The 21610-nt window shown below is 42.0% G+C and carries 16 protein-coding genes and 1 rRNA gene; 16 read left to right on the forward strand and 1 reads right to left on the reverse strand.

Annotated features, from left to right (window positions below; translation table 11 throughout):
* Together KHB02_RS03635 and KHB02_RS03640 are read left to right on the forward strand one after the other, a co-directional pair.
* Window positions 1-392: hypothetical protein (locus KHB02_RS03635; RefSeq protein ID WP_241113699.1), on the forward strand; the 392-nt coding region annotated here is incomplete at its 5' end.
* A gap of 1345 nt (window positions 393-1737) precedes the next feature.
* Window positions 1738-2295, forward strand: a complete 558-nt coding sequence (locus tag KHB02_RS03640) for a recombinase family protein (RefSeq protein WP_213139837.1) — start codon at window positions 1738-1740, stop codon at window positions 2293-2295.
* 686 nt (window positions 2296-2981) lie between these two features.
* On the opposite strand, the gene KHB02_RS03645 is transcribed toward KHB02_RS03640, so the two are convergent.
* The gene (locus KHB02_RS03645; protein ID WP_213139838.1) at window positions 2982-3326 is read right to left on the reverse strand and encodes an Imm8 family immunity protein; all 345 of its coding nucleotides are present in this window, start codon (window positions 3324-3326) and stop codon (window positions 2982-2984) included.
* 177 nt (window positions 3327-3503) lie between these two features.
* Here KHB02_RS03645 and KHB02_RS03650 point away from each other — a divergent pair, with 177 nt between their 5' ends.
* From KHB02_RS03650 to KHB02_RS03715, 14 genes are all read left to right on the forward strand, one after another.
* The gene (locus tag KHB02_RS03650) at window positions 3504-4217 is read left to right on the forward strand and encodes a hypothetical protein (protein ID WP_213139839.1); all 714 of its coding nucleotides are present in this window, start codon (window positions 3504-3506) and stop codon (window positions 4215-4217) included.
* Between the two features lie 368 nt (window positions 4218-4585).
* On the forward strand, window positions 4586-4858 hold the full coding sequence (locus KHB02_RS03655) for a helix-turn-helix domain-containing protein (protein ID WP_213139840.1): 273 nt from the start codon (window positions 4586-4588) through the stop codon (window positions 4856-4858).
* A 29-nt stretch (window positions 4859-4887) separates the two neighbouring features.
* Window positions 4888-5598, forward strand: coding sequence for a hypothetical protein (locus KHB02_RS03660; RefSeq protein ID WP_213139841.1), 711 nt, complete (start codon window positions 4888-4890; stop codon window positions 5596-5598).
* Between the two features lie 315 nt (window positions 5599-5913).
* Window positions 5914-6030: ribosomal RNA gene (rrf, locus tag KHB02_RS03665) — 5S ribosomal RNA — on the forward strand.
* A 218-nt stretch (window positions 6031-6248) separates the two neighbouring features.
* Complete coding sequence (locus KHB02_RS03670; RefSeq protein WP_213139842.1) at window positions 6249-6938, forward strand: FadR/GntR family transcriptional regulator; 690 nt, start codon at window positions 6249-6251, stop codon at window positions 6936-6938.
* A gap of 86 nt (window positions 6939-7024) precedes the next feature.
* Entirely contained in the window at window positions 7025-8335 is a 1311-nt protein-coding gene (locus KHB02_RS03675; protein WP_213139843.1) for an FAD-binding oxidoreductase, read from the forward strand.
* 2 nt (window positions 8336-8337) lie between these two features.
* A complete protein-coding gene (locus KHB02_RS03680; protein ID WP_213141217.1) occupies window positions 8338-9690 on the forward strand; it encodes a (Fe-S)-binding protein in 1353 nt (450 codons plus the stop codon).
* A complete protein-coding gene (locus tag KHB02_RS03685) occupies window positions 9690-11156 on the forward strand; it encodes an FAD-linked oxidase C-terminal domain-containing protein (protein ID WP_213139844.1) in 1467 nt (488 codons plus the stop codon). The genes KHB02_RS03680 and KHB02_RS03685 overlap by 1 nt, the downstream gene beginning before the upstream one ends.
* Window positions 11157-11242: 86 nt before the next feature.
* Window positions 11243-13423 carry a malate synthase G gene (locus KHB02_RS03690; protein WP_213139845.1) on the forward strand — a complete coding sequence of 727 codons (2181 nt, stop codon included), beginning with the start codon at window positions 11243-11245 and terminating at the stop codon, window positions 13421-13423.
* 165 nt (window positions 13424-13588) lie between these two features.
* Window positions 13589-14809 (forward strand): NAD(P)-dependent malic enzyme, encoded by a 1221-nt coding sequence (locus tag KHB02_RS03695; protein WP_213139846.1) that lies wholly within the window; start codon window positions 13589-13591, stop codon window positions 14807-14809.
* On the forward strand, window positions 14806-15585 hold the full coding sequence (locus tag KHB02_RS03700) for a fumarylacetoacetate hydrolase family protein (RefSeq protein WP_213139847.1): 780 nt from the start codon (window positions 14806-14808) through the stop codon (window positions 15583-15585). The genes KHB02_RS03695 and KHB02_RS03700 overlap by 4 nt, the downstream gene beginning before the upstream one ends.
* Before the next feature lie 75 nt (window positions 15586-15660).
* Entirely contained in the window at window positions 15661-16437 is a 777-nt protein-coding gene (locus tag KHB02_RS03705; RefSeq protein ID WP_213139848.1) for an IclR family transcriptional regulator, read from the forward strand.
* A gap of 390 nt (window positions 16438-16827) precedes the next feature.
* Entirely contained in the window at window positions 16828-18522 is a 1695-nt protein-coding gene (locus tag KHB02_RS03710) for an L-lactate permease (protein WP_213139849.1), read from the forward strand.
* A gap of 401 nt (window positions 18523-18923) precedes the next feature.
* Window positions 18924-21593: a response regulator gene (locus KHB02_RS03715; RefSeq protein WP_213141219.1), complete on the forward strand. Its 2670-nt coding sequence runs from the start codon at window positions 18924-18926 to the stop codon at window positions 21591-21593.
* Window positions 21594-21610 lie beyond the last annotated feature (17 nt).

Raw genomic sequence — 21610 nt, forward strand, 5'->3', positions numbered from 1 at the left:
ATAAAAAAGAACGAGGACTAACTGCAAGCTATATCGCAGAAGTGTTAAAAAAGAACGAAGCTAAATTACAAGTAGAGCTAGGGATACTGCGAGATAACAATTTAATTGAGTGTGATGTCTCTCCAACGGGGCGCATAAGGAGAGCAAAAATTACTTCGCAGGGAGCTAGCTCATTTGCGGAAGCAACAAAGATTGTAAATAAAGAAACGGTCAGAGACACGCTTAACGAAATAAGGGATAGGCTTTCGACGTTAGAGGGCGCATTCGAAGAACTACAGCGAAACCCTTCCGAGGAAAATAAGAAATCGTTCATGGAAAAGCTAGATACTTTCCAATCAGTAGCAAACGGAATAGCACCGATAGTAAAAGCTGGTATCGAATTATTTAAGTAGTAACTAGGGCGCAAGCTGTAATAGGCTATGCGTCTTTTTTATGTAGGAGAGGGCTACGAAGTTAAAAACGAAGACAACGAAACCAAAAACGAATAGCGGCACATTTTAGGGCTGCGTTATAATGAGCTTAAAAGCCGAAGGGGGTGCAACTTATGAACGCTAGTAAGCCGTCATTCATTGATACGCCGTATTTTTACTATGATGATAACGTAAATATGCGACTTAAAGACGGAGCGCCTAGCGAAGTACGCAGAGAGTTCAATCGCTTTATTAAGGCATATTCGGACTGGCAGCGAATGAATGTGCTAGGACTAGAGACGCCGCCGCCCGTATACTTAGACGAGATAGAAGACGAAAGGGGGATCTAATATGGAGAGACTTTCTAATTTACTACTATTATTCGCAGGCATTAACGCCGTAGCAGGCGCAGCAGCCGCCAAACTAGATATACTGTATCTATTCGCAGGACTATTTACGGCGGCGCTATTCTTCTACTTGCGTCACGTACTACGCAGAGAAGGCGATAGCACACTAAAGAGAATCTTAGAATCGGCAGCACGGGCGCTAAAATAGGCGTCTTTTTTATTGGCAAGGTGAACCGCCTATTATGGCGTCTTTATTATGCTTTGGAGAATGCTATGAAAATCACGATGACTACTAAGAAATGCGCCCACTACCTGAAAAAGTATCGATAATGAGCGCATATCAATCTATCTTTTCGACTTATTAGTAGTCTGTATTATCAGTAGGACAACGGACAGTATAGAGCAGACGGCTACAACGGTGCTTGTATCCATTCGTTCACCCCTTTCGAATAATACTTACACTTATATTAATAACACATCATTAAACGACACACTGAAAATAAAAATTAATAGAGTTGTATTAAATTCATAACGAATAATATGAAGGCAAGCGCAGTATAGTACATAAGCCGAAATACGGACACATAAAAATTTCTTCGCCCAAGTCAAAACGGAGAACTTCTTTACCAAGATTGTAAACTTTGCTTTAATACGTTAAAGTATTGATGTGGGTAGGGTTATCGCATATTCGAGTAGTTACAAAATGTTACACAGGGGCGAAATCAAGGCGTCTACATGCGCTGCCCGTTCCTGCCGAGAGCCGCCGCCAATACTCAGGGGGTATGCGCCTTACACTATATAATAGGAGCGAGTTTGTAATGTTGCGCAGTTTTTGAAAGTTAATATTCAACTAGCTGCGCTCTTATCGGTGTCATAACTTAAAAGATTTGACTACGTTTTTCGAGAGTGATAGTATCAGTATGTTAGATGGTATCATATCTTAGTGTCATAAATACATACGCAAAAAGGGGCTAATAACTATGAAATATGGGTATGCGAGGGTTAGCACGATTAGCCAAGACTTAGAAGGGCAGCTACAGGCGCTAGAAAATGAAGGCTGCGACTTAATCTATTCGGAAAAGTTCACAGGGACGAAAGCAGACCGCCCACAATTTAAAGAAGTTCTTTCGAAGCTTGCGACAGGAGACACGCTAGTAGTTACCAAGCTAGACCGCTTCGCACGTTCGACAGTAGACGCAATCAATACAGTTAAAGCGCTATTCGAAAAAGGCGTAAAGGTACACGTCCTTAATATGGGACTAGTTGAAGACACGCCAACAGGAAGGCTAATACTTACGATTATGAGCGGCTTCGCAGAGTTCGAACGAGATATGATTGTAGAGCGTACACAAGAAGGCAAGGCAATCGCTAAGCAGCGAGCCGATTATCGGGAAGGGAGACCGAATAAGTTTAGTAAGAAGCAAATAGAGCTTGCGCTAGAACTGCTAAAGAATCACTCATACACGCAGGTAGAAGAGAAGACGGGCATTAGCAAAAGTACGTTAATACGGGCGAAGAGAAAGCAGGGGGCGCTATAGTAGCGCTCTTTTTTTAATATGACGATATACCATAATAACACGGTTGCCCTGGTAGGCGCATACGGCTATATAACAATAGTACCCTAAAAGTCTACTCTACTACCTTATGCGTAGAAGCCGTTATACAGGCTCTCACAACTTCACAGGCGACACTTGACTGTGCTTATGGTATCGCTGCTATTATCGCTAATCTATAAAGGTAGGCGCATATATAAAATAGGCGGCAGGGGCACATAGCAGCGCTAGGATTAAGCGAAGCTATTCGTATCTATTATCTATCTATCTTATCGAACAGCAGCGAACAAACAGAGCAGTGAGAGAGTGAAGCTAATCTATCTTTGCTTGCGTCTCTCTTCGCTCTTAACAAAGTGAGAAAACTTTAAAAGCTTCGGTCTCAATGGTAAAGCAAACGCATTAAAACGAGATTAAGAAAGCAACAGCGAGAATTCTATGCGTCTACAGGGCGAGAAAGCACAGACCCCAACGTGGGGGCGCACAGGCATGGGCGCTGCTGCTAGAACATAGCGCAGTAATATTTTGAACTCGGATACTTTCGAATCTCTTCCGCTAGCTGCTGAAAAATTTCGCAATAGAAAAATAAACCCGAGGGGTTAAGCACAAGCAGCCGAAAGCAGCACGCTTATTTAACAAAAGCCCCCGTTAGTTCAACAAGAATCGATTAGGTATTACTCATCCGCATAAATCATATACCTGCTTATTGCGTGAATTACATCATCCCAAATTTCCCTTTTACAAAACCTAAGTAGTTGTTCAATCTTGCCTTCAATTCTGGGAAGGCTATAATCACTTGTAATAAAACAGCCCCGACCAAGTTCTATTTCTATTGTATCACTTAATTTTTTAACCAATCTTTTAGGGCTTATGATTTCAATTCTGAAAACTTCGAACGAATGTGAATTTTTCTCGCCCTGTTCACCAATGAAGACATCTAAACAAATATAAAAGTCATCTGGTTCGTCACCCCAGTCACTGTGCATAATATGTGTTCCAGATAATACAGGTGTAATCATATTTTTTAGCCCCCTTTTTTATTTTCTACTAATATTAGAGCGGTCTTCTTGAAATTCCTTCTTCCACTAAACTGCCAGTTAGTTTAATAATATTGTACCTCAGAACATAGCTAATTTCGGTATTTTATACCAAATAAATGTGCAAAGTGCGCCTATCTCTTCGAAGGAGGTAGACGCATGACAAAAATATACAGTCAAGTCGATATTAACAAGGAAGAAACAACTAAGCCGAGAGAGGAAACGAAATTAAAAGGGCTAGCAGCTCGATATAAAAAGCGCCCGTCTATGATAGATTACGTTTTACAAATCGAGAAGCTATGGGAGCGTTATGCACTAGCATTTGATACGCAAGAGAAGGAGAAGGCGCAGCACAAACTACTAAAACAGCTTAGTTTTAAGCTAAAGAAAAAGGCGAGAGCAGCAGGCGCACACTGGAACAACAGCCGCATTAGTGCCGCAGACTTCGAGAGTATCTTTTTCGAGGCAGCATGGAAGCTATGCGATAAATATAACCATTACGGCGATTTCTATTTTTACGAGACTTTCTTACTCGCACTAAAGCGCAGGGGAATCGACTTAGTAAGAAGTCGGACTAGAACGAAACAAGGCACATTCGAGCTAAAAGTTCGACGATTAAGAGAGGAAGCTGCGGACTATTTGCCCGATAAACAGACAGACGTAGAAGGGCGAACGCTCGATAGCTTATTAGTAACGCAGATACTTAACGACGAAACACTTACGGAGCGGGAGCGTCGACTATTACGAGCTAAATACGAAAATCCCGACGCTTCAAAGGCAGAGCTAGCACAGGCGGTAGTACTTAAACATCATTACGAAGTAACGAGAATACTCGATAAGGTTAGAACGAAGCTAGCTGCCTATAATAATTAGCTGCGCTTTCAATCACTCTATTAACCTATTCTTTATTTCTATACGTTATCTCCAAGAGCTTTTTTCCCGTTCCAATACGTTATTTTATTCGTTAGTTCAGAGTAGTTTCGCACACTTTTTCGAAAAAAAGACTAATTTTTTTTAGAGAGAAGGCGCAGGGCTAGTACTGCAGCTAACGAAATAAATTCGAAATAAACTACATGTACTAGGTCGGTAGTAGTACCTATATATAGAGAGGTATTCGCTTCCTACTCTCTTCCCTGTGAACAGACTAGCGTAATGACATATGCGCTAGTTCTTTTTTATTGGAGATAGACGACTAAAGAGCGATACCTAACGTATACAAGCAAACGAAGGGAGTAACGAAAATGGATGGACAAATTTTAAAATATATTCGCCACGCCTTGAACCTATCGCAGACAGAACTTGGCGAGCTAGTAGGCTTATCGCAGCTAACGATTTTTCGCTACGAACATGGCTATCAAACGCCGCTACCAAGTACAGTGCGCCGTATGCAAAAAGCACTCAAATACAGCGAGGAAGACCTATTAAGTATTGCGGAGTTATTAGAAGTCGAAGACAACTACAAACATGCGAGACTTAAAACGAAGCTACGGCAGCAGGCGAACATTACAATCTAAACTATTAAACGAAAGGGAGCGAATGAAGCATGGCAAACTACAGAGAAAACATTCAAAAGGCGTATGAAATCAGAAAAGGCGTTACAAAGTTCATTCGGGAAGCAGTAGAAGAAATTCGTACAGAAAAGTCGAAAATCGAAAACAATATAAATTTATCATATGAAGGAAAGAAAGAAGCAACGAAAAAGCTACAGGATAAGTACGAAAAGGGCTTTCTAACCATAATGAAGCAGAAGGAAGACGAAGTAAACGCCTTAATAGACGAAGCTAAGGTCAACGCAGAAAATGTACTAACGGCTACGCTGCCGCCAGTAAGCAACACACAGCAAAAACTATTTGATATGACGTTAAAGAACGTAGAAGGAAAAGTAACTTTTGCGCTAGGTACTAACCAAGCTTTCGCAGCGCTTGACGAGTTAATGCAAGCCGTAAACGAGCCGCTATTAGCGCAGCAGGCGTTAGATAAGTTTCTTCCTCTATCTATGACTGCGTTATCACTCGCAGCAGACACGGAAAGACCTGCGGTAAAACAGCGTTTAGGCAAGATATATGAACAGCTAGACGCAAGGGCGCAAGTAGAAGGAGCAGGCGAAGCGAGAGAAGCGCTTCAAACTATTAACGCTATGAAAGGCGCAGGTTACGTGACGGGCTACGTACAGGACGCAGTAAAAGAAATCAGTATGGACTCGTATAATTACGTGAATAGACCGAATGAATACTTCGCAGCAAAAGGCGAGTAACAGACAGGCACAGGCATTGAGCTTGCGCTTATTTTTTTGCTTTTTTACGCCAAAGCTGCGCAAGGGCTGCGACTATCTTTTACCGCAAAAGGGAATTGAACTACCGACACTATGCGAGTATAATAGTCAATATTAATAGTAATCGTGTGCAACGTTTAGGAAAGCTTAGTAGAAAAACGTATCAATAAACGCTGAATTTTACGCTAATATCTCGTAAAAAAATAACGTAGGTGTATCGTAGCACGACTCAAAATCGTGTTCCTCTGGAGTGTCGGTTCGACCCCGACCACCGGTATTATTCCCAAATAAAACATGTCTGGTAGCAATGGCGAGAAGGTCACACCCGTTCCCATCCCGAACACGGAAGTTAAGCTTCTCAGCGCCAATGGTAGTTGGGGCAAAAGCCCCTGTGAGAGTAGGACGCTGCCGGGCAAAAAAAAGACAACCATTTTCTGGTTGTCTTTTTTTGTTATCAATTCATTTATAAATGATGCATGAGAACCGTCCCTATGCATCAAAGTTTAAACTGAATTTTGATAATAGATATTTTATTCTGAAAACTTATTGCACTTTTATGTTAAAGGTGATTTAATAAAGGTAGTTTAAAACTTGTCAGATATGTGATATCTGAAAGGAAGGGGGGGAGATGTTTGCAAATACAAAAGATCTCGACTAAGAAAGTGTCCGATTCTGTTGCTGAGCAAATTGAGGAGATGATTAGATCCGGTACGTTTCAGGTGGGAGAAAAGCTTCCTTCGGTCAGGGAACTATGTGAAATGTTTGGTGTTGGCCGTTCCGCAGTCCGTGATGCTATTACGACTTTAAAAGGTAAAGGTATTGTCGATGTAAAGCAAGGAGAAGGAACATATATTTTGGAATTTGACTCAACGAGACTCTTCAACAGTCATTTGCTGCTTACCCAACCAAGAGATATCAGTCAACTTTATCAGGTTAGAAAGATCTTAGAACCAGGGATTGCTGAACTTGCCGCTATACATAGAAAAGAAGAAGATCTGCAGTTAATGGCAGAAATCTTCGCCAATCCAACTATGAATGGGTGGGATTCAGATTATCTGTTACATACAGCCATTGCCAAAGCGGCAGGAAATGAAATCATTATTCAACTTTTAGAATTTATCTCAACAACGATGAAGAACGCCATGATTGATTTTCACCACTATATTAAGAAAAACCCAACCACTGCTCAGATGATGGAAATACAACATTTTAAAATCTATGAATCCATTAAGCTAGGAAAACCTGAGAATGCGAAACAGACGATGATGGAACACTTGGATTACGTCGAGAAAGAGCTTTTGAACAGTCTTGTCTTACAGTAGGCTAAGCTGACCGACAAAGTGATTTCATTTTTTTTAAGAAATAGCAGAAACTAAGTTGCTTATTATGCAACTAGGAGGTGTTGGTAGTGATTACCACAGAACTTTTAACAGAGTTACAGGCCATTTTATCACCAGAGCGAGTCATCGAAGGTGATAAAAACCATCCGCTGGGAAATAGCGGCACAGTCAAGGTGTTTCCGCAAACAGAAGAAGAAATAGCAAGCATTCTTAAATTTGCCAATGATAATGGTAAAACGGTAAACGTAGAAGGCAATGGAACCAAAAAGGGATTTGGCGGTTTAACCCAAACAGCCGATATTTTACTTTCGCTATCAAACTATAAGGGTATTGTAGAACATGTCGTCGGCGATATGACGTTAACTGTTAAGGCCGGTACCAATTTCAAGGAATTGCAGGAGTATTTGGCACAGTTTAAGCAAAAAATTTCACTCGATCCTTATTGCCCAGAATCTGCAACGATTGGGGGGATTATCGCAGCGAATGATAGCGGCCCCAAAAGATTGGGTTATGGCTCTTCAAGAGATGTTGTCATTGGGCTAAGAATCGTTTATCCAGATGGTAAAGTGATTCGTTCAGGCGGAAGAGTGGTCAAAAACGTCGCCGGTTATGATATGAATAAATTGTTTATCGGTTCGATGGGTACGTTGGGTGTGGTATCTGAAGTAACCGTAAAGCTTCGCCCTCTGCCTAAATATGAAAGTTTGAATTTAGTATTATTCCCACAAGGAAATATGGAAGAAATCAGGGCGTTTGCTACCAAGCTTCTAGATTCTACGACGGAACCCGTAACGCTGGAATTGCTTAGTCCAGCATTGTCCGAAAGATTGATTGGTCAAAACTGTTACACAATCGCGGTTAGTCTTGAGGATGTTGAAACATCGGTACGCTATCAAGAGAACTTTATCCAAAGCATTCAGCCGGCCCATTCAGAATTGAAAGTTCTTTCTCAACAAGAAGCACAGTCTTTTTGGAACAAATTTTACTCACTTTCACCAAACTCCTCCACAGATTCAACACAGGCTTCTTTGAAAATTGGTGTCATTAACATGGATGTATCGCACGTAGTAAAAGAAAGTCATCTCCTTATTGATTCTCACAACTTAGATGTCGAAGCGCATGGCGGATTAGGCCATGGCTTATGTCAAATTAACCTTAGCGGTTCAAAGGACGATATCATTTCAGCCATTCAGCAAACAAGAGAATTGTCCACAAAACTTGGCGGGTACACCGTCATTAATCATTTACCTTTTGCCTTAAGACAGGAAGTTGACACCTGGGGTAAAAAGCCATCACATTTCTTCCTATTAGAAGGGATCAAATCCAAGGTTGACCCAAATAGAGTTCTTAATCCTAAACGATTTGTGGGAGGGATTTAATGATGAGTCTCATAGAAACAGATTTAAAGAAAGACCCAGCATGCACAACTAGTTTAAGTAATTATCTGGCGAAGGATCATCCAGATGAAAGCAAATGGGCAGATTGTGTACATTGTGGTATGTGTTTGGAATCATGCCCAACTTATGAAATTACTGGTCAGGAGCAGCATTCCCCGCGCGGCCGCGTCCATTTGATTAAATCGGTGGCGGAAGGGCGGCTCACGCTCAATGAACAGTTTATGGATCCTGTTTTCGCTTGTCTTGACTGCCGTGCTTGTACAACTGCCTGTCCAGCGGATGTGGAAGTCGGCGGACTGATTGAAGAGGCCCGCGGCCAGATTCGCCAAGCAATGCCGTTAACAGGCGTAAAAGGTGCGGTAAGCAAGGCGTTCCTGCAGGGATTATTCCCGCATCAAAATCGCCTCAATAAACTTGGAAGCCTGCTGCGATTCTATCAAAAGAGCGGTATGCAAAAGGTTGTAAGAAAGTCAAAGCTGATTAATATCATGCCGCAGCATCTTGTCGATATGGAAGCGATCATGCCCGAGGTGAAAGAGCCTGTTCGAAAAAAATACAAAGATGTCAATGTCATTAAGTCCAAAGGGGAAACAAAGCGCGAGGTGGCATTCTTAACAGGCTGTGTGATGGACGTGATGTTCAGTGATATTAATGAAGCAACGATTAACGTATTAACCCGTAACGGGAATGACGTAACTATTCCGAAGAACCAAACCTGCTGCGGAGCACTGCATGTCCATGCGGGGGACCGTGATATGGGAAGAAAACTGGCAAAACAAAATATCGAGGCATTTAAGGATTCTGATAAGGTGATTGTCAATGCAGCTGGCTGTGGCTGTGCCTTAAAGGAATATCCTGAGTTATTCCGGGATGATCCTGAATGGCATGAAAAGGCGGAAGAGTTTTCTGCGAAGGTAGAGGACATTTCGAAACACCTTTATGATACAGGCTACGAAATACCAAAAGCGGAATTAAAAACTCGGATTACTTATCACGATGCCTGCCATTTGGCGCATGGACAGGGAATTCGTCAGGAACCGCGCGACCTGTTGCTCAACATTCCTGGAGTCGAAATGGTTCATATGCCAAATTCGGACCGCTGCTGCGGCAGTGCGGGAATCTACAATATTACAAATCCGGAAATGGCTTCTGCCGTCCTTGAAAACAAAATGCAAAATGTCCCTGAAGATGTCGAAATGATTTCGATGGGGAACCCAGGATGTATGCTCCAGATGGCGATGGGCGTACAAAAGCAGGGACGGAATCAAAAAATTGTCCACACAGTTCAGCTGCTCGATTGGGCTTACCAAAAAGAAGACGGCAAGGGGGAACTCTAATGGCGGTCAAGGGAATCAAATCAACCGATCGGCATATTTTAAATCTTGCAAATATCGTAGGAGACGCCCGGTCGATTATTTACAATAAGGAAGATCTCATCGCATATGACTGTGATGGCTTCACATTACACAGGCATTTGCCCAAAGCCGTTGTATTCCCGAATAACACCGAGGAAGTGGCTGCCCTAGTTAAATATTGCGCAGAAAATCAGCTGCCATTCCTCGCACGTGGTGCAGGAACAGGCTTAAGTGGCGGCGCTATCCCTTTAAATGGTGAGGTCATTATTAGCTTAGTTCGAATGAAAAAGCTGTTAAGTGTTGACTTCGAGAATCGCCGCGCTGTGGTTCAACCGGGCTTCGTCAATTTAAAGCTGACGAACTCCATTTCTGATAAGGGCTACTATTATGCGCCAGATCCATCCAGTCAGTATTGCTGTACAATCGGTGGAAATGTTGCGGAAAATGCCGGAGGTGCTCACTGTTTAAAATATGGGGTAACAACCAATCATATCCTTGGTCTCGAAGTTGTTTTACCAAACGGTGAGATTGTTGAAATTGGAGCCAACGGCATTCCTGATGAGCCGGGCTATGATCTACTCGGGCTATTAACAGGGTCTGAAGGAACATTAGGGATTGTTACCAAAATTACGGTCCGTATCCTAAAAAACCCTGAATCAAAGAAAACGGTGCTGGCTTATTTTGATAAAGTGGAAGACGGCTCACAGGCTGTTTCCGATATTGTTTCTGCCGGGATAGTACCAGCCGCCTTAGAAATGATGGACAAAACAGCGATTGAAGGGGTAGAGGCAGCTGCCTTCCCAGTCGGGCATCCAAAGGATATTGAAGCCGTGCTGCTGATTGAAGTAGATGGCATTGAAGCTGGTTTGGATGAGCAAATTAATCAAATTCTTGATGTCTGCAAAAAAAGGAACGTACGTGAGGTCAGAGCAGCAAAGGATGAGGCGGAACGCGGCAGATGGTGGGCGAACCGGAAAACAGGTTTCGGTGCTATGGGCGCGATCTCTCCTGATTATTTAGTACAGGATGGCGTTATCCCTCGCAGCAAACTGCCGGAAGTTCTAAATAGAATTAACAAAATTAGTGAAGAATCCGGACTCCGGATTGCGAATATTTTTCATGCGGGAGATGGAAACTTGCACCCGTTAGTTCTTTTTGATGCCAGAATTCCCGGACAAAGTGAAAAAGCTTTGGTAGCCGGAAGTGCCTGTTTGCAGGCTTGTGCAGATGTGGGCGGTACTATCACCGGTGAGCACGGCGTCGGAATTGAGAAAAGAGAAGAAATGCGCTTCGTCTTCACTGATGAAGAAATTATCGCGCAAACGGATGTTCGAGAGGTCTTCAATCCTGATAATCTATTAAATGCCGACAAACTATTCCCGATGCCAGGGCGATGCGTGGAAATTAAGAGGGATCTAAAAGAAAAGGAAACTGCTATTACATCCTAATTTTAACGGCATGGAAGTTCCCGTTCAATCCATTAACATATTTTTCGAAACTATTACTTTTACCAAATCAAGGGAGGAACATCATCATGACTAATTATGTAAAAAAGGGAAATCTACAAGTGGCCCAGGAACTCTATGAATTTATTAACTCGGAAGCACTTCCGGGAAGCGGCTTGGACGCAGACCAGTTTTGGTCCGGTTTTGAAGCGTTAATCAGCGACTTAACGCCTAAAAACAAGGAGCTGCTGGCAGTTCGTGATGATATTCAAAACAAACTGAACACATGGTATCGCGAAAATAATGAAAACTTTGATTTCGAAGCATATAAGTCATTTTTAAAGGAAATTGGCTATCTAGAACCGGAAGTAGAAGATTTTGAAATTACGACTGCTAATGTCGATGACGAAATTACTGTTCAAGCAGGCCCACAGTTAGTTGTTCCAGTCAATAATGCCCGCTACGCCATTAATGCGGCCAACGCCCGTTGGGGAAGCCTTTATGATGCACTTTATGGAACGGATGCAATCAGCGAAGAAGCTGGTGCCAGCCGTGAGGGACGTTACAATCCTGTCCGTGGTGCAAAGGTCATCGAATTTGCCAGGAATTTTCTTGACCAAGCGGCTTCATTACAAGGAGCATCGCATAAGGACGCGGTTTCCTATATCGTAGCAGATGGTAAACTACAGGTTGCATTAAATAATGGAACAACGACGGGGTTAGAAGATGAAGCAAAGTTTGTCGGCTATCAGGGAACACAGGAAGATCCATCCGCCATTCTTTTAAAAAATAATGGACTTCATTTTGAAATCCAAATCGACCGAAATCATCCGATAGGCAGTACGGATGCGGCTGGCGTGAAGGATGTGATCCTTGAATCGGCGATTACGACCATTATGGACTGCGAAGATTCTGTAGCGGCCGTAGATGCTGAAGACAAAGTGCTCGTCTATCGCAACTGGTTAGGCCTTATGAAAGGTACACTTTCAGCTACTTTTGAAAAAGGCAATAAAACGATGACACGGACACTCAATCCGGATCGCAGCTACTTGTCTCCTGCCGAAGAGGAAATCACTTTAAATGGACGTTCCTTGCTATTTGTCCGCAATGTCGGACATTTAATGACTAATAGTGCCATTCTTGACGCAAATGGTGAGGAAATTCAGGAAGGTATTTTGGATGCCGTTCTGACTTGCCTTATTGCCAAACATACACTCTTAGGCAATGGTCCATTCCAAAACACGGAGAAGGGTTCAGTCTACATTGTAAAACCAAAAATGCATGGTTCAGAAGAGGTTGCTTTTGCCAATCAGCTATTTGACCGCGTGGAAGATTTGCTTGGACTTGAGCGCAATACTTTAAAAATCGGTGTTATGGATGAAGAACGCAGAACCACTTTGAACTTGAAGGCATGCATCAAACAGGTAAAAGACCGGATTGTGTTTATTAATACCGGGTTCCTTGACAGAACAGGCGATGAAATTCATTCTTCCATGGAAGCTGGTCCAATGGTTCGTAAAAATGATATGAAATCATCCAAATGGCTCCAGGGCTATGAACAATCCAATGTGATTGCAGGACTTTCAAGCGGATTCATGGGTCGTGCACAGGTTGGCAAAGGCATGTGGGCTATGCCGGATTTAATGGCGGAAATGCTAAAGCAAAAAATTGGTCATGTAAAAACGGGAGCCACTACAGCTTGGGTGCCATCTCCAACTGCTGCGACATTGCATGCACTGCATTACCATGAAGTAGATGTAAAAGAAGTACAGAATGAAATGCTTCATCAAACTGGAGACTTCCAAGATGATATCTTACAAGTTCCTGTTGCAAAGAACCCATCCTGGACTCCTGAAGAAATCCAGGCAGAGCTTGACAACAACTGCCAAACCCTTTTAGGCTATGTTGTCCGCTGGGTAGATCAGGGGGTTGGCTGTTCAAAAGTACTAGATATCAATGACGTGGGGTTAATGGAAGACAGAGCTACATTGCGAATTTCCAGCCAGCATTTGGCAAACTGGCTGCACCATGGTATTTGTACGAAAGAGCAAATTCTTGAAACATTGCAGCGCATGGCCAAGGTGGTTGATAAGCAAAATGCAGGAGATCAGATGTATCACAACATGGCTCCGAACTATGACGACTCCGTTGCCTTCCAAGCTGCTTGCGACTTGATTTTTGAAGGCTATGACCAGCCAAATGGCTATACCGAGCCAATCCTGCATCGCAGACGGATTGAAGCAAAGGCTAAGTTCGCAGTGAAACAATAATCGATTAGAATAGATGAATTCCGGGGCATTCTTGTAATGAGAATGCCTTGGAAAAAAGTAAACAGTATAAATTATTCGTTGAAATGAGAGACTGCACCGAGCCTAAGACCGCCATTTTCAACATCACTCATATTTTTTTTATAAAATAAATGGAGGTTTGAGGCTATGCAAAACCTAAGGGAGACTTCGCTGGAACTTCACAAGCAGTCAAAAGGGAAAATAAATATCAATGTTAAGGTTCCGGTGGAAAATGCATATGATTTAAGTTTGGCTTATTCACCGGGGGTGGCAGAGCCCTGTAAAGAGATCTATCTGAATCCCGAAAAAATCTATGACTATACGATTAAAGGAAATCTTGTTGCGGTCGTATCCGATGGATCAGCCGTACTAGGCCTTGGGAATATTGGTCCAGCTGCCGCAATGCCCGTTATGGAAGGTAAAGCCGCATTATTTAAGGCTTTCGCTGATGTGGATGCATTTCCAATCTGTTTGAATACGAATGATGCGGAGCAAATTATCGAAACGGTAAAATTACTGGAACCAACATTTGGCGGCATCAATTTGGAGGACATCGCAGCACCGAATTGTTTCATTATAGAAGAAAGACTTAAAAAAGAAATGAACATCCCTGTTTTTCATGATGATCAGCATGGAACGGCAATTGTCACGGCAGCTGGATTAATTAACGCTTTAAAGGTAGTTGGCAAACGTCTTGAAGATACGAGAGTAGTAGTCAATGGCGCAGGTGCGGCGGGAATTGCCATTACAAAATTGCTGTTGAGAATGGGAGTATGTGACATCATTTTGTGTGACACAAAAGGTGCAATCTATGAGGGACGCCTAACAGGAATGAATTCGATGAAAGAGTCGATTGCTATGCTGACAAATAAAAGCCATATTCAAGGAGATTTAACAGAAGTGATTAAAGGGGTAGATGTGTTCATCGGTGTATCTGCCGCTGGAGCAGTCACACAAGAGATGGTCATGACCATGAACGAGGATGCGATTATTTTTGCCATGGCAAACCCAATCCCTGAAATTATGCCAGGAGAGGCAATGGAAGCTGGAGCGGCAGTGGTAGGTACAGGACGCTCCGATTTACCGAATCAGGTGAATAATGTTCTTGCATTCCCAGGTATTTTTAAAGGGGCGCTGAAGGTCCATGCTTCTGAAATAAATGAAGAAATGAAGCTGGCTGCCGTTTATGCCATTGCCAACTTAATCACGCAGGAAGAACTTTCCCGCGAATATGTGATTCCACATCCTTTTGATAAAAGAGTGACAGAAGCAGTAACCGCTGCAGTTGCGGAGGCTGCCATTAATACAGGAGTCGCACGAAAGAAAATGGAACAAGAAAAAACTGTTGGAGAGGAAGTATCACAATGAAATTTACTAGATTTACACAAGGTTCAACTGTTTATACAGGTGTGATAAAAGATAGCAACATCCAGGAAATTAAAGGTGATATGTTTGGAGAATGGGAGTTTACTGGGAACAGTTTCTCTGTAGCTGACGTAAAATTGCTGGCGCCACTTGAACCGAACCACATCATAGGAATCGGCGCAAACTATGTTTCTAAGCTTGAAGACCTGCCTTCCGAGCTTCCGGAAATTCCAGTTTTCTTCTTTAAACCAACCTCATCCGTTATTGGTCCGGAGGATGAAATTATCATTCCAGAGGGAATTGAACAGGTAAAGTTCGAATCTGAGTTAGCCATTGTCATTGGTAAAGAAGCTAAAAACGTTCCTGAATCAGAGGTGTTGGATTATGTATTCGGCTATACGGTTGGAAACGACGTAACAGCCCCTCAATTTTTCCATCAGGACGGGCATTGGACAATTGGAAAGTCTTTTGATACCTTCACACCGCTCGGGCCTGTGATCGAAACAGAACTGGATCCATTCGCTGTAAAGGTTGAAGCAAACCTGAACGGTGTGGAGAAACAAAATAGTGCTACGGAATTAATGATTATTCCGATCCGAAAAATGGTATCTTATTTGACAAAAGTGATGACTCTTAAGCCGGGAGATGTGATTTTGACAGGCAGTCCGCTTGGAGCTGAGCTGGTTGGTGCCGGAGATACAATTGAATGTGAAATTAAAGAAATTGGGACATTGCGTAATACATTTGTATTGGCAAAAGAATCCGTTAAATCTAATTAAATCCCTAACAATGGCCGGTAAAAGATTTATGCTTTCATGTAACCTATTAGGGACAGTATTTTGAGGTGAGCAATTATGGATAGAGAGAATATGGTCAAATCTGTAAGCAGGGCGTTGGATATTATTCATTTGGTGAGTTTAAAAAAGGGCGGATTAGGTGTGACAGAGATTGCTAAACAAATGGATATCAACAAAAGCTCTGTTTACCGCATCCTATCAACATTTGTCCAGTATGGTTATATCGAGCAAGATGAAGTTACCGGCCGCTATAAACTGGGTTATAAATTCTTGGATATCAGTTCAAAGCTGCTTGAATCCATTGATCTAAGGGCTGAGGCAAAGCCATTCTTAAAACAATTGGAAAGCGAAAGCAATGAAGTTATCCATCTTGTTGTTTATGATCAAGGGGAAGTCGTTTATATCGAGAAATTAGAAGGTACTGAAACGTTACGATTGCATTCCAAAGTAGGCAAAAGGGCTCCCATGCATTGTACATCCGTTGGTAAAGCCATCCTTGCTTTTCAACCTACTGATGTTGTACTGGATATACTTGAGCGAAAAGGCATGCCGATGCACACAGATAAAACAATTACCAATAAAGAAGACTTTTTACGGGAATTGGCGAACGTAAAACGGAAGGGTTACGCACTTGATTTAGAAGAAAATGAATATGGAATTACATGCATTGCTGTACCAATCTTTGATTATACGGGAAAAGTTGTTGCGGCAGCCAGCCTCTCTGGACCAACGATACGGATGACGGATGACCGATTAAAACGACTTGAAGCACGAATGCTGCACATAGCAAAACAAATATCAACACGACTGGGTTTTGAAAATAGAGTTAGCTAAGAATATTTGACTAGTATAAATGATATACTGGTCAAATATTATTTTTGGATTTTTTTAATTCCAATTTTCTAAAAATTATTGTAATTCAGATAAAAATCCGTATAATAAAAGAGTGATCGAAACATGTTATATAACATATGAATTATTGTTGTATAACATGTTTCGTCCTTAGCAACAAATTTAAGGGTTGTTTCTTATTACGAAACGAAGAGGGGTGAAAGTTTTAAAAAAAATTAAAGTCTGATATAACAGCGTTTCGCAGTCACTTACATATTAATCAGTCATCATAGAAATCTATTGATTTATCCATCAGAACTATTCATTTCTAGTTCTGAAAAGGGATAAGACCGATACATGAAAATTTTAATTTTTTTATGATGGGGGATTACTATGACATTTACACAAAATTTTACGGCGGTGGGGGATAGTCTCGCCTTATCCGCTTTGATAGCTCTTATACCAATTTTATATTTTTTCTGGGCTTTAGCCATAAAACGCATGAAAGGCTATTTAGCTGGTTTAACAACACTACTAATTGCTTTAATACTTGCAGTAGTTGCATTTAAAATGCCTGCCGGTATGGCGGTCATGTCTGCCACGCAGGGTGCCGTATATGGAATATTGCCTATAGGCTGGATCATTATCACATCTGTATTCCTCTACAAATTAACCGTCAAGACTGGCCAATTCGATATTATCCGCCATTCGGTCGTTTCACTTACCGAGGACAGACGTCTTCAAGCACTTTTGGTAGCGTTCTCATTTGGAGCATTCCTTGAAGGAGCTGCCGGTTTTGGCGCTCCGGTTGCCATCTCAGCAGCGCTTCTTGTGGGTCTTGGATTTAATCCTCTTTACGCTGCTGGCCTGTGTTTAATAGCCAATACAGCGCCTGTTGCCTTTGGTGCAATCGGAACTCCAATCATTGCCGTCGAAGGACCAACTGGGATATCAGCATTGGAAATTTCCAAAATGGTCGGACGTCAGTTGCCGTTCTTATCATTATTCGTTCCGTTTTATTTAGTTGTTATTATGGCAGGGTTTAAGAAAGCAGTAGAAATCTTACCGGCCATTTTCATCACAGGGTTCACTTTTGCAGTAACTCAATACTTAAGCTCCAACTTCCTTGGTCCAGAACTTCCCGATATTTTATCTGCACTAGTGTCATTGTTTGCCCTAGCAATTTTCTTAAAATTTTGGAAACCAAAAACTATTTTCCGCTTTTCATCTGAGCAAGAACTGGCTGCATCTGTTGCTGCTAAAGTATCCAATAGTCAGCAAGTAAAATACTCAGGTGGGCAAATTTTTAAAGCTTGGTCACCATTCCTTGTATTGACTGCATTTATTACGATTTGGGGAATCCCAACAGTCAAATTGGCTTTGACGGGTCATTATGAAGGAACAAACGCTATTTTGAAAGCGGTAAATGCTCTTGGACATGCGTTAACACTGATGCCTGAAGTTCCATTATTAAACAACCAAGTCATTAATTCTGCCGGTGCTCCGGTTGCGGCCATTTATAAGCTGGAAATCTTGGGTGCAGCTGGTACATCAGTCATTATTGCCGCCATTGTCACCAAGTTTATCGTTAAAATTTCTTGGAAAGAATGGGTTGCAACCTTTGGGGAAACTCTCAACGAACTAAAGTTCCCTATCATTACAATCGCTTCAGTTGTAGGGTATGCCTATGTAACTAACTCATCGGGGATGAGTACGACATTAGGAATGACGCTCGCAAAAACAGGTTCCTTATTTGCCTTTTTCTCTCCAGTCCTTGGATGGTTAGGCGTGTTTATCACTGGATCAGATACATCATCGAACCTTTTGTTTGGTGCAATGCAAAAGGTGACAGCACTGAACCTTGGTATGGATCCGGTATTAGCAGTCGCTGCAAACTCTTCGGGTGGGGTTACTGGAAAAATGATTTCACCACAATCGATTGCTGTAGCGTGTGCAGCTGTAGGCCTGGCAGGAAAAGAGGCCGACTTGTTCCGCTTTACGGTTAAACACAGTATTGTTTTGGTCTTTATTGTCTGTATCATGACATTCCTGCAAAATAGCATTGTATTAGGTTGGATGGTTCCATAAAATAGAATCCAATCCGTTTCGGTTAAGGTCAGCCAAATTTTAGGCTGGCCTTTTTGTGATACCTGGTGAAGGTACAGTGCCTTGGGCGGTGTGTTTTTTAATTTGCTAGAAAAAGGGGATTAGATAACCTAAAATTGGTAGGATTTGAACTAGTTATTGGAAGATCTGCGGTTGGCTTTTATCGACAAGTTTCAAAACAGAATGCCATCTCTATTTGTCATAAAAATTATTTTTCGAGCTTTGTCGAAAAAACAAATTTTCTTAAAAATTTTTGTTAAAATAATTTGGATAAGTCTGATTTTTATTCTAGTAAGTTTCAATAGGTTAATTGTAAACTAGAGTATATATATGAAATGGTTTTCAGCATTAAACAAACTTGGCAGAGCGGTGAAAAAATAATTATGAAATTTAAAACAAAATTGTATTTAGGGTTTGGCTTATTGATTTTCCTGTTTATTGTTTTTTTATTATTCTTAATGATGCTGATGAATCAGTTGAACACGAATATGAAGAATGCCGTTGACAACTACGAACTGGCAAAGACTGCCTACAAGATCCAAGATTCCCTCAATTGGTATCGCAGTGATTCCAAGGGCATTTTGGCGAATCCGCCAGCTGACCTGTTAAAAGAATTTCAAGATCATAAGGAACAAAGTTACTTGAATGCCAATCAAGCGATTGAGACTCTCCGTAAGCTCGACAAACGCGAAAAATCTCAGAAAGTCATCGCTGAGTTACAATCATTAAGTATTCAGCTCCGTGCTATGGAGGCAAAGACCAATAAGTTAATGGAACAAAACAAAGACGAAGAAGCAAGGAACCTATTTTGGTATGATACGTGGGATGTCATTGATAAAATGACAAGTGATGCCAATTACTTACAGACCATTCAGGAGGATGGAGTCCAAAGTGAATTTGAGCTGTCGAACAATACCACCTCCACCGCCTACAAATTCATATTTGGCTATGCTGTCGCCGTTCTCATCTTGGGCGGAGCGATCACATTCTTTATCCTAAGGAGTATGTCTAAAAATTTAAATAATGTCATGTCCGTTTTCACAAGCGCCGCCTTTGGCAAGGGGGACCATCTGCCGCGGATCAAAGTGAAAACAAAGGATGAAATTGGGAAAATCTCAATCGCTTATAATGAAATGGCCCAGGTGCTTGAGAAACATCATAAACAAGAAAAAGAATTAAAAATTGCAGCTGAGGAACAAAGCTGGTTAAATACGAAGATTGCGGAAATTGCCACGATGTACCCCGGCATTAACAACCTTAATGAATTAGCTCAGCTTTTTATTACAAGGTTGGCGCCTATTGTCGGGGCAAGCTACGGGCTTATTTATATGAAGGAAGACAGCGTATTTCGAAGGTATGGGTCATATGCCGGCCAGGAGGAGCCTGTTGGGCGGGAAAGTTTCTCTGTGGGTGAAGGGCTAGTCGGTCAATGTGCGCTTGACAGAAGGCCGATATCGCTTGAAGACATACCCGATAATTATATCAAAATTTCATCCGGCACTGGCGAAGCGTCCCCAAACAGCATCCTTGTCATTCCTGCTGAATATCAGGGAGAAGTGCTTGCTGTCATTGAACTCGCTTCATTTAAACCATTCGCTCGGCTTGAACAGGTACTCCTTGAGGAAGTTGTCAGCCATCTTGGGATCAACATAAAGAGTATCCAAAGGCATATGCGGGTGGAAGAATTGCTCCAGGAATCACAAACCCTGACCGAAGAGCTGCAAAGTCAGTCCGAAGAACTGCAATTGCAGCAGGAAGAATTACGGACCGTCAATGAACAGCTTGAAGAGCAGTTCAAAAGCTCCGAGAAAAAAACGCATGAACTTGAAAAAATTAAAAATATGCTTGAGGAGAAGGCTCAGCAATTAATGATGAGTTCCCAATATAAATCCGAGTTTCTTGCCAATATGTCACACGAGCTGCGGACACCGCTGAACAGCTTGTTGATTCTGGCACAAATGCTTTCAGAAAACAGCGCTCAAAACCTAACCCCAAAGCAGGTTGAATATGCAAAAACAATCCTTTCCTCTGGACATGACCTGCTGCGGTTAATCAATGATGTCCTTGATATCTCTAAAATTGAGGCTGGTAAGATGGAGATTTACCTAGAGAAAACAGAGATTCAAGAAATAAAGGCATCACTCGAGTCACAATTTTTCCCGCTGGCACGGCAAAAGGGACTCGACTTTTCGATTCAGCTTGACCGTTTTTTACCGGGTCTAATCCATACAGATCCACAGCGGCTCCAGCAAATTCTTACCAATTTGCTATCAAATGCCTTCAAATTTACAGAAAAGGGCCGGATTTTGCTGCGGATTGAGAAAGCAAAGCAAACTGCTTTTTCAGAGGAAAAGGGAAATAATCAAGTCGAAACCATGATTGCTTTTTCAGTGAGAGATACAGGGATTGGCATTTCACTAGAGAATCAGAAGTTAATTTTTGAGGCCTTTCAACAAGCCGATGGAACGACAAGCCGCAAATATGGCGGCACTGGCCTGGGGCTATCGATCAGCCGCGAACTGGCTCAGCTTTTAGGCGGCTATCTGACGGTTGACAGCAAAATCGGCGAAGGCAGCACGTTTACATTATACATTCCTGGTTTGGCATATGAACCAGCACGGCTTGAGGCGGCCGTCACGGTTGAAGAATCAAAGCCGGCTAGTTTTACCGGGGAATCGCTTGAAGGGAAAAAAATCCTGATTGTCGACGATGATATGCGCAATATTTTTGCTTTAACAACAGCACTTGAAAGCTATTTTGTTGACGTCGTTTTTGCGGAAAATGGCAGGGAAGGCATCGATGTCCTGCAAAAAAATCCGGATATTGACCTCGTGTTGATGGACATTATGATGCCGGAAATGGATGGGTTTGAAGCGATTCGCGCTATCCGCCAGATGCCTGAATATATGAATCTTCCTATCATTGCCCTGACCGCAAAAGCAATGAAAAGTGATCGAAAAAAATGCATCGAAGCCGGGGCATCTGATTATATCAGCAAACCCGTGCATATAGAGCAACTTATTTCCATTATGCGAGTTTGGCTATATCGATAAGAAAGGTTTAATTATAA

The organism is Neobacillus citreus (assembly GCF_018343545.2).
Taxonomy (GTDB): domain Bacteria; phylum Bacillota; class Bacilli; order Bacillales; family Cytobacillaceae; genus Neobacillus; species Neobacillus citreus.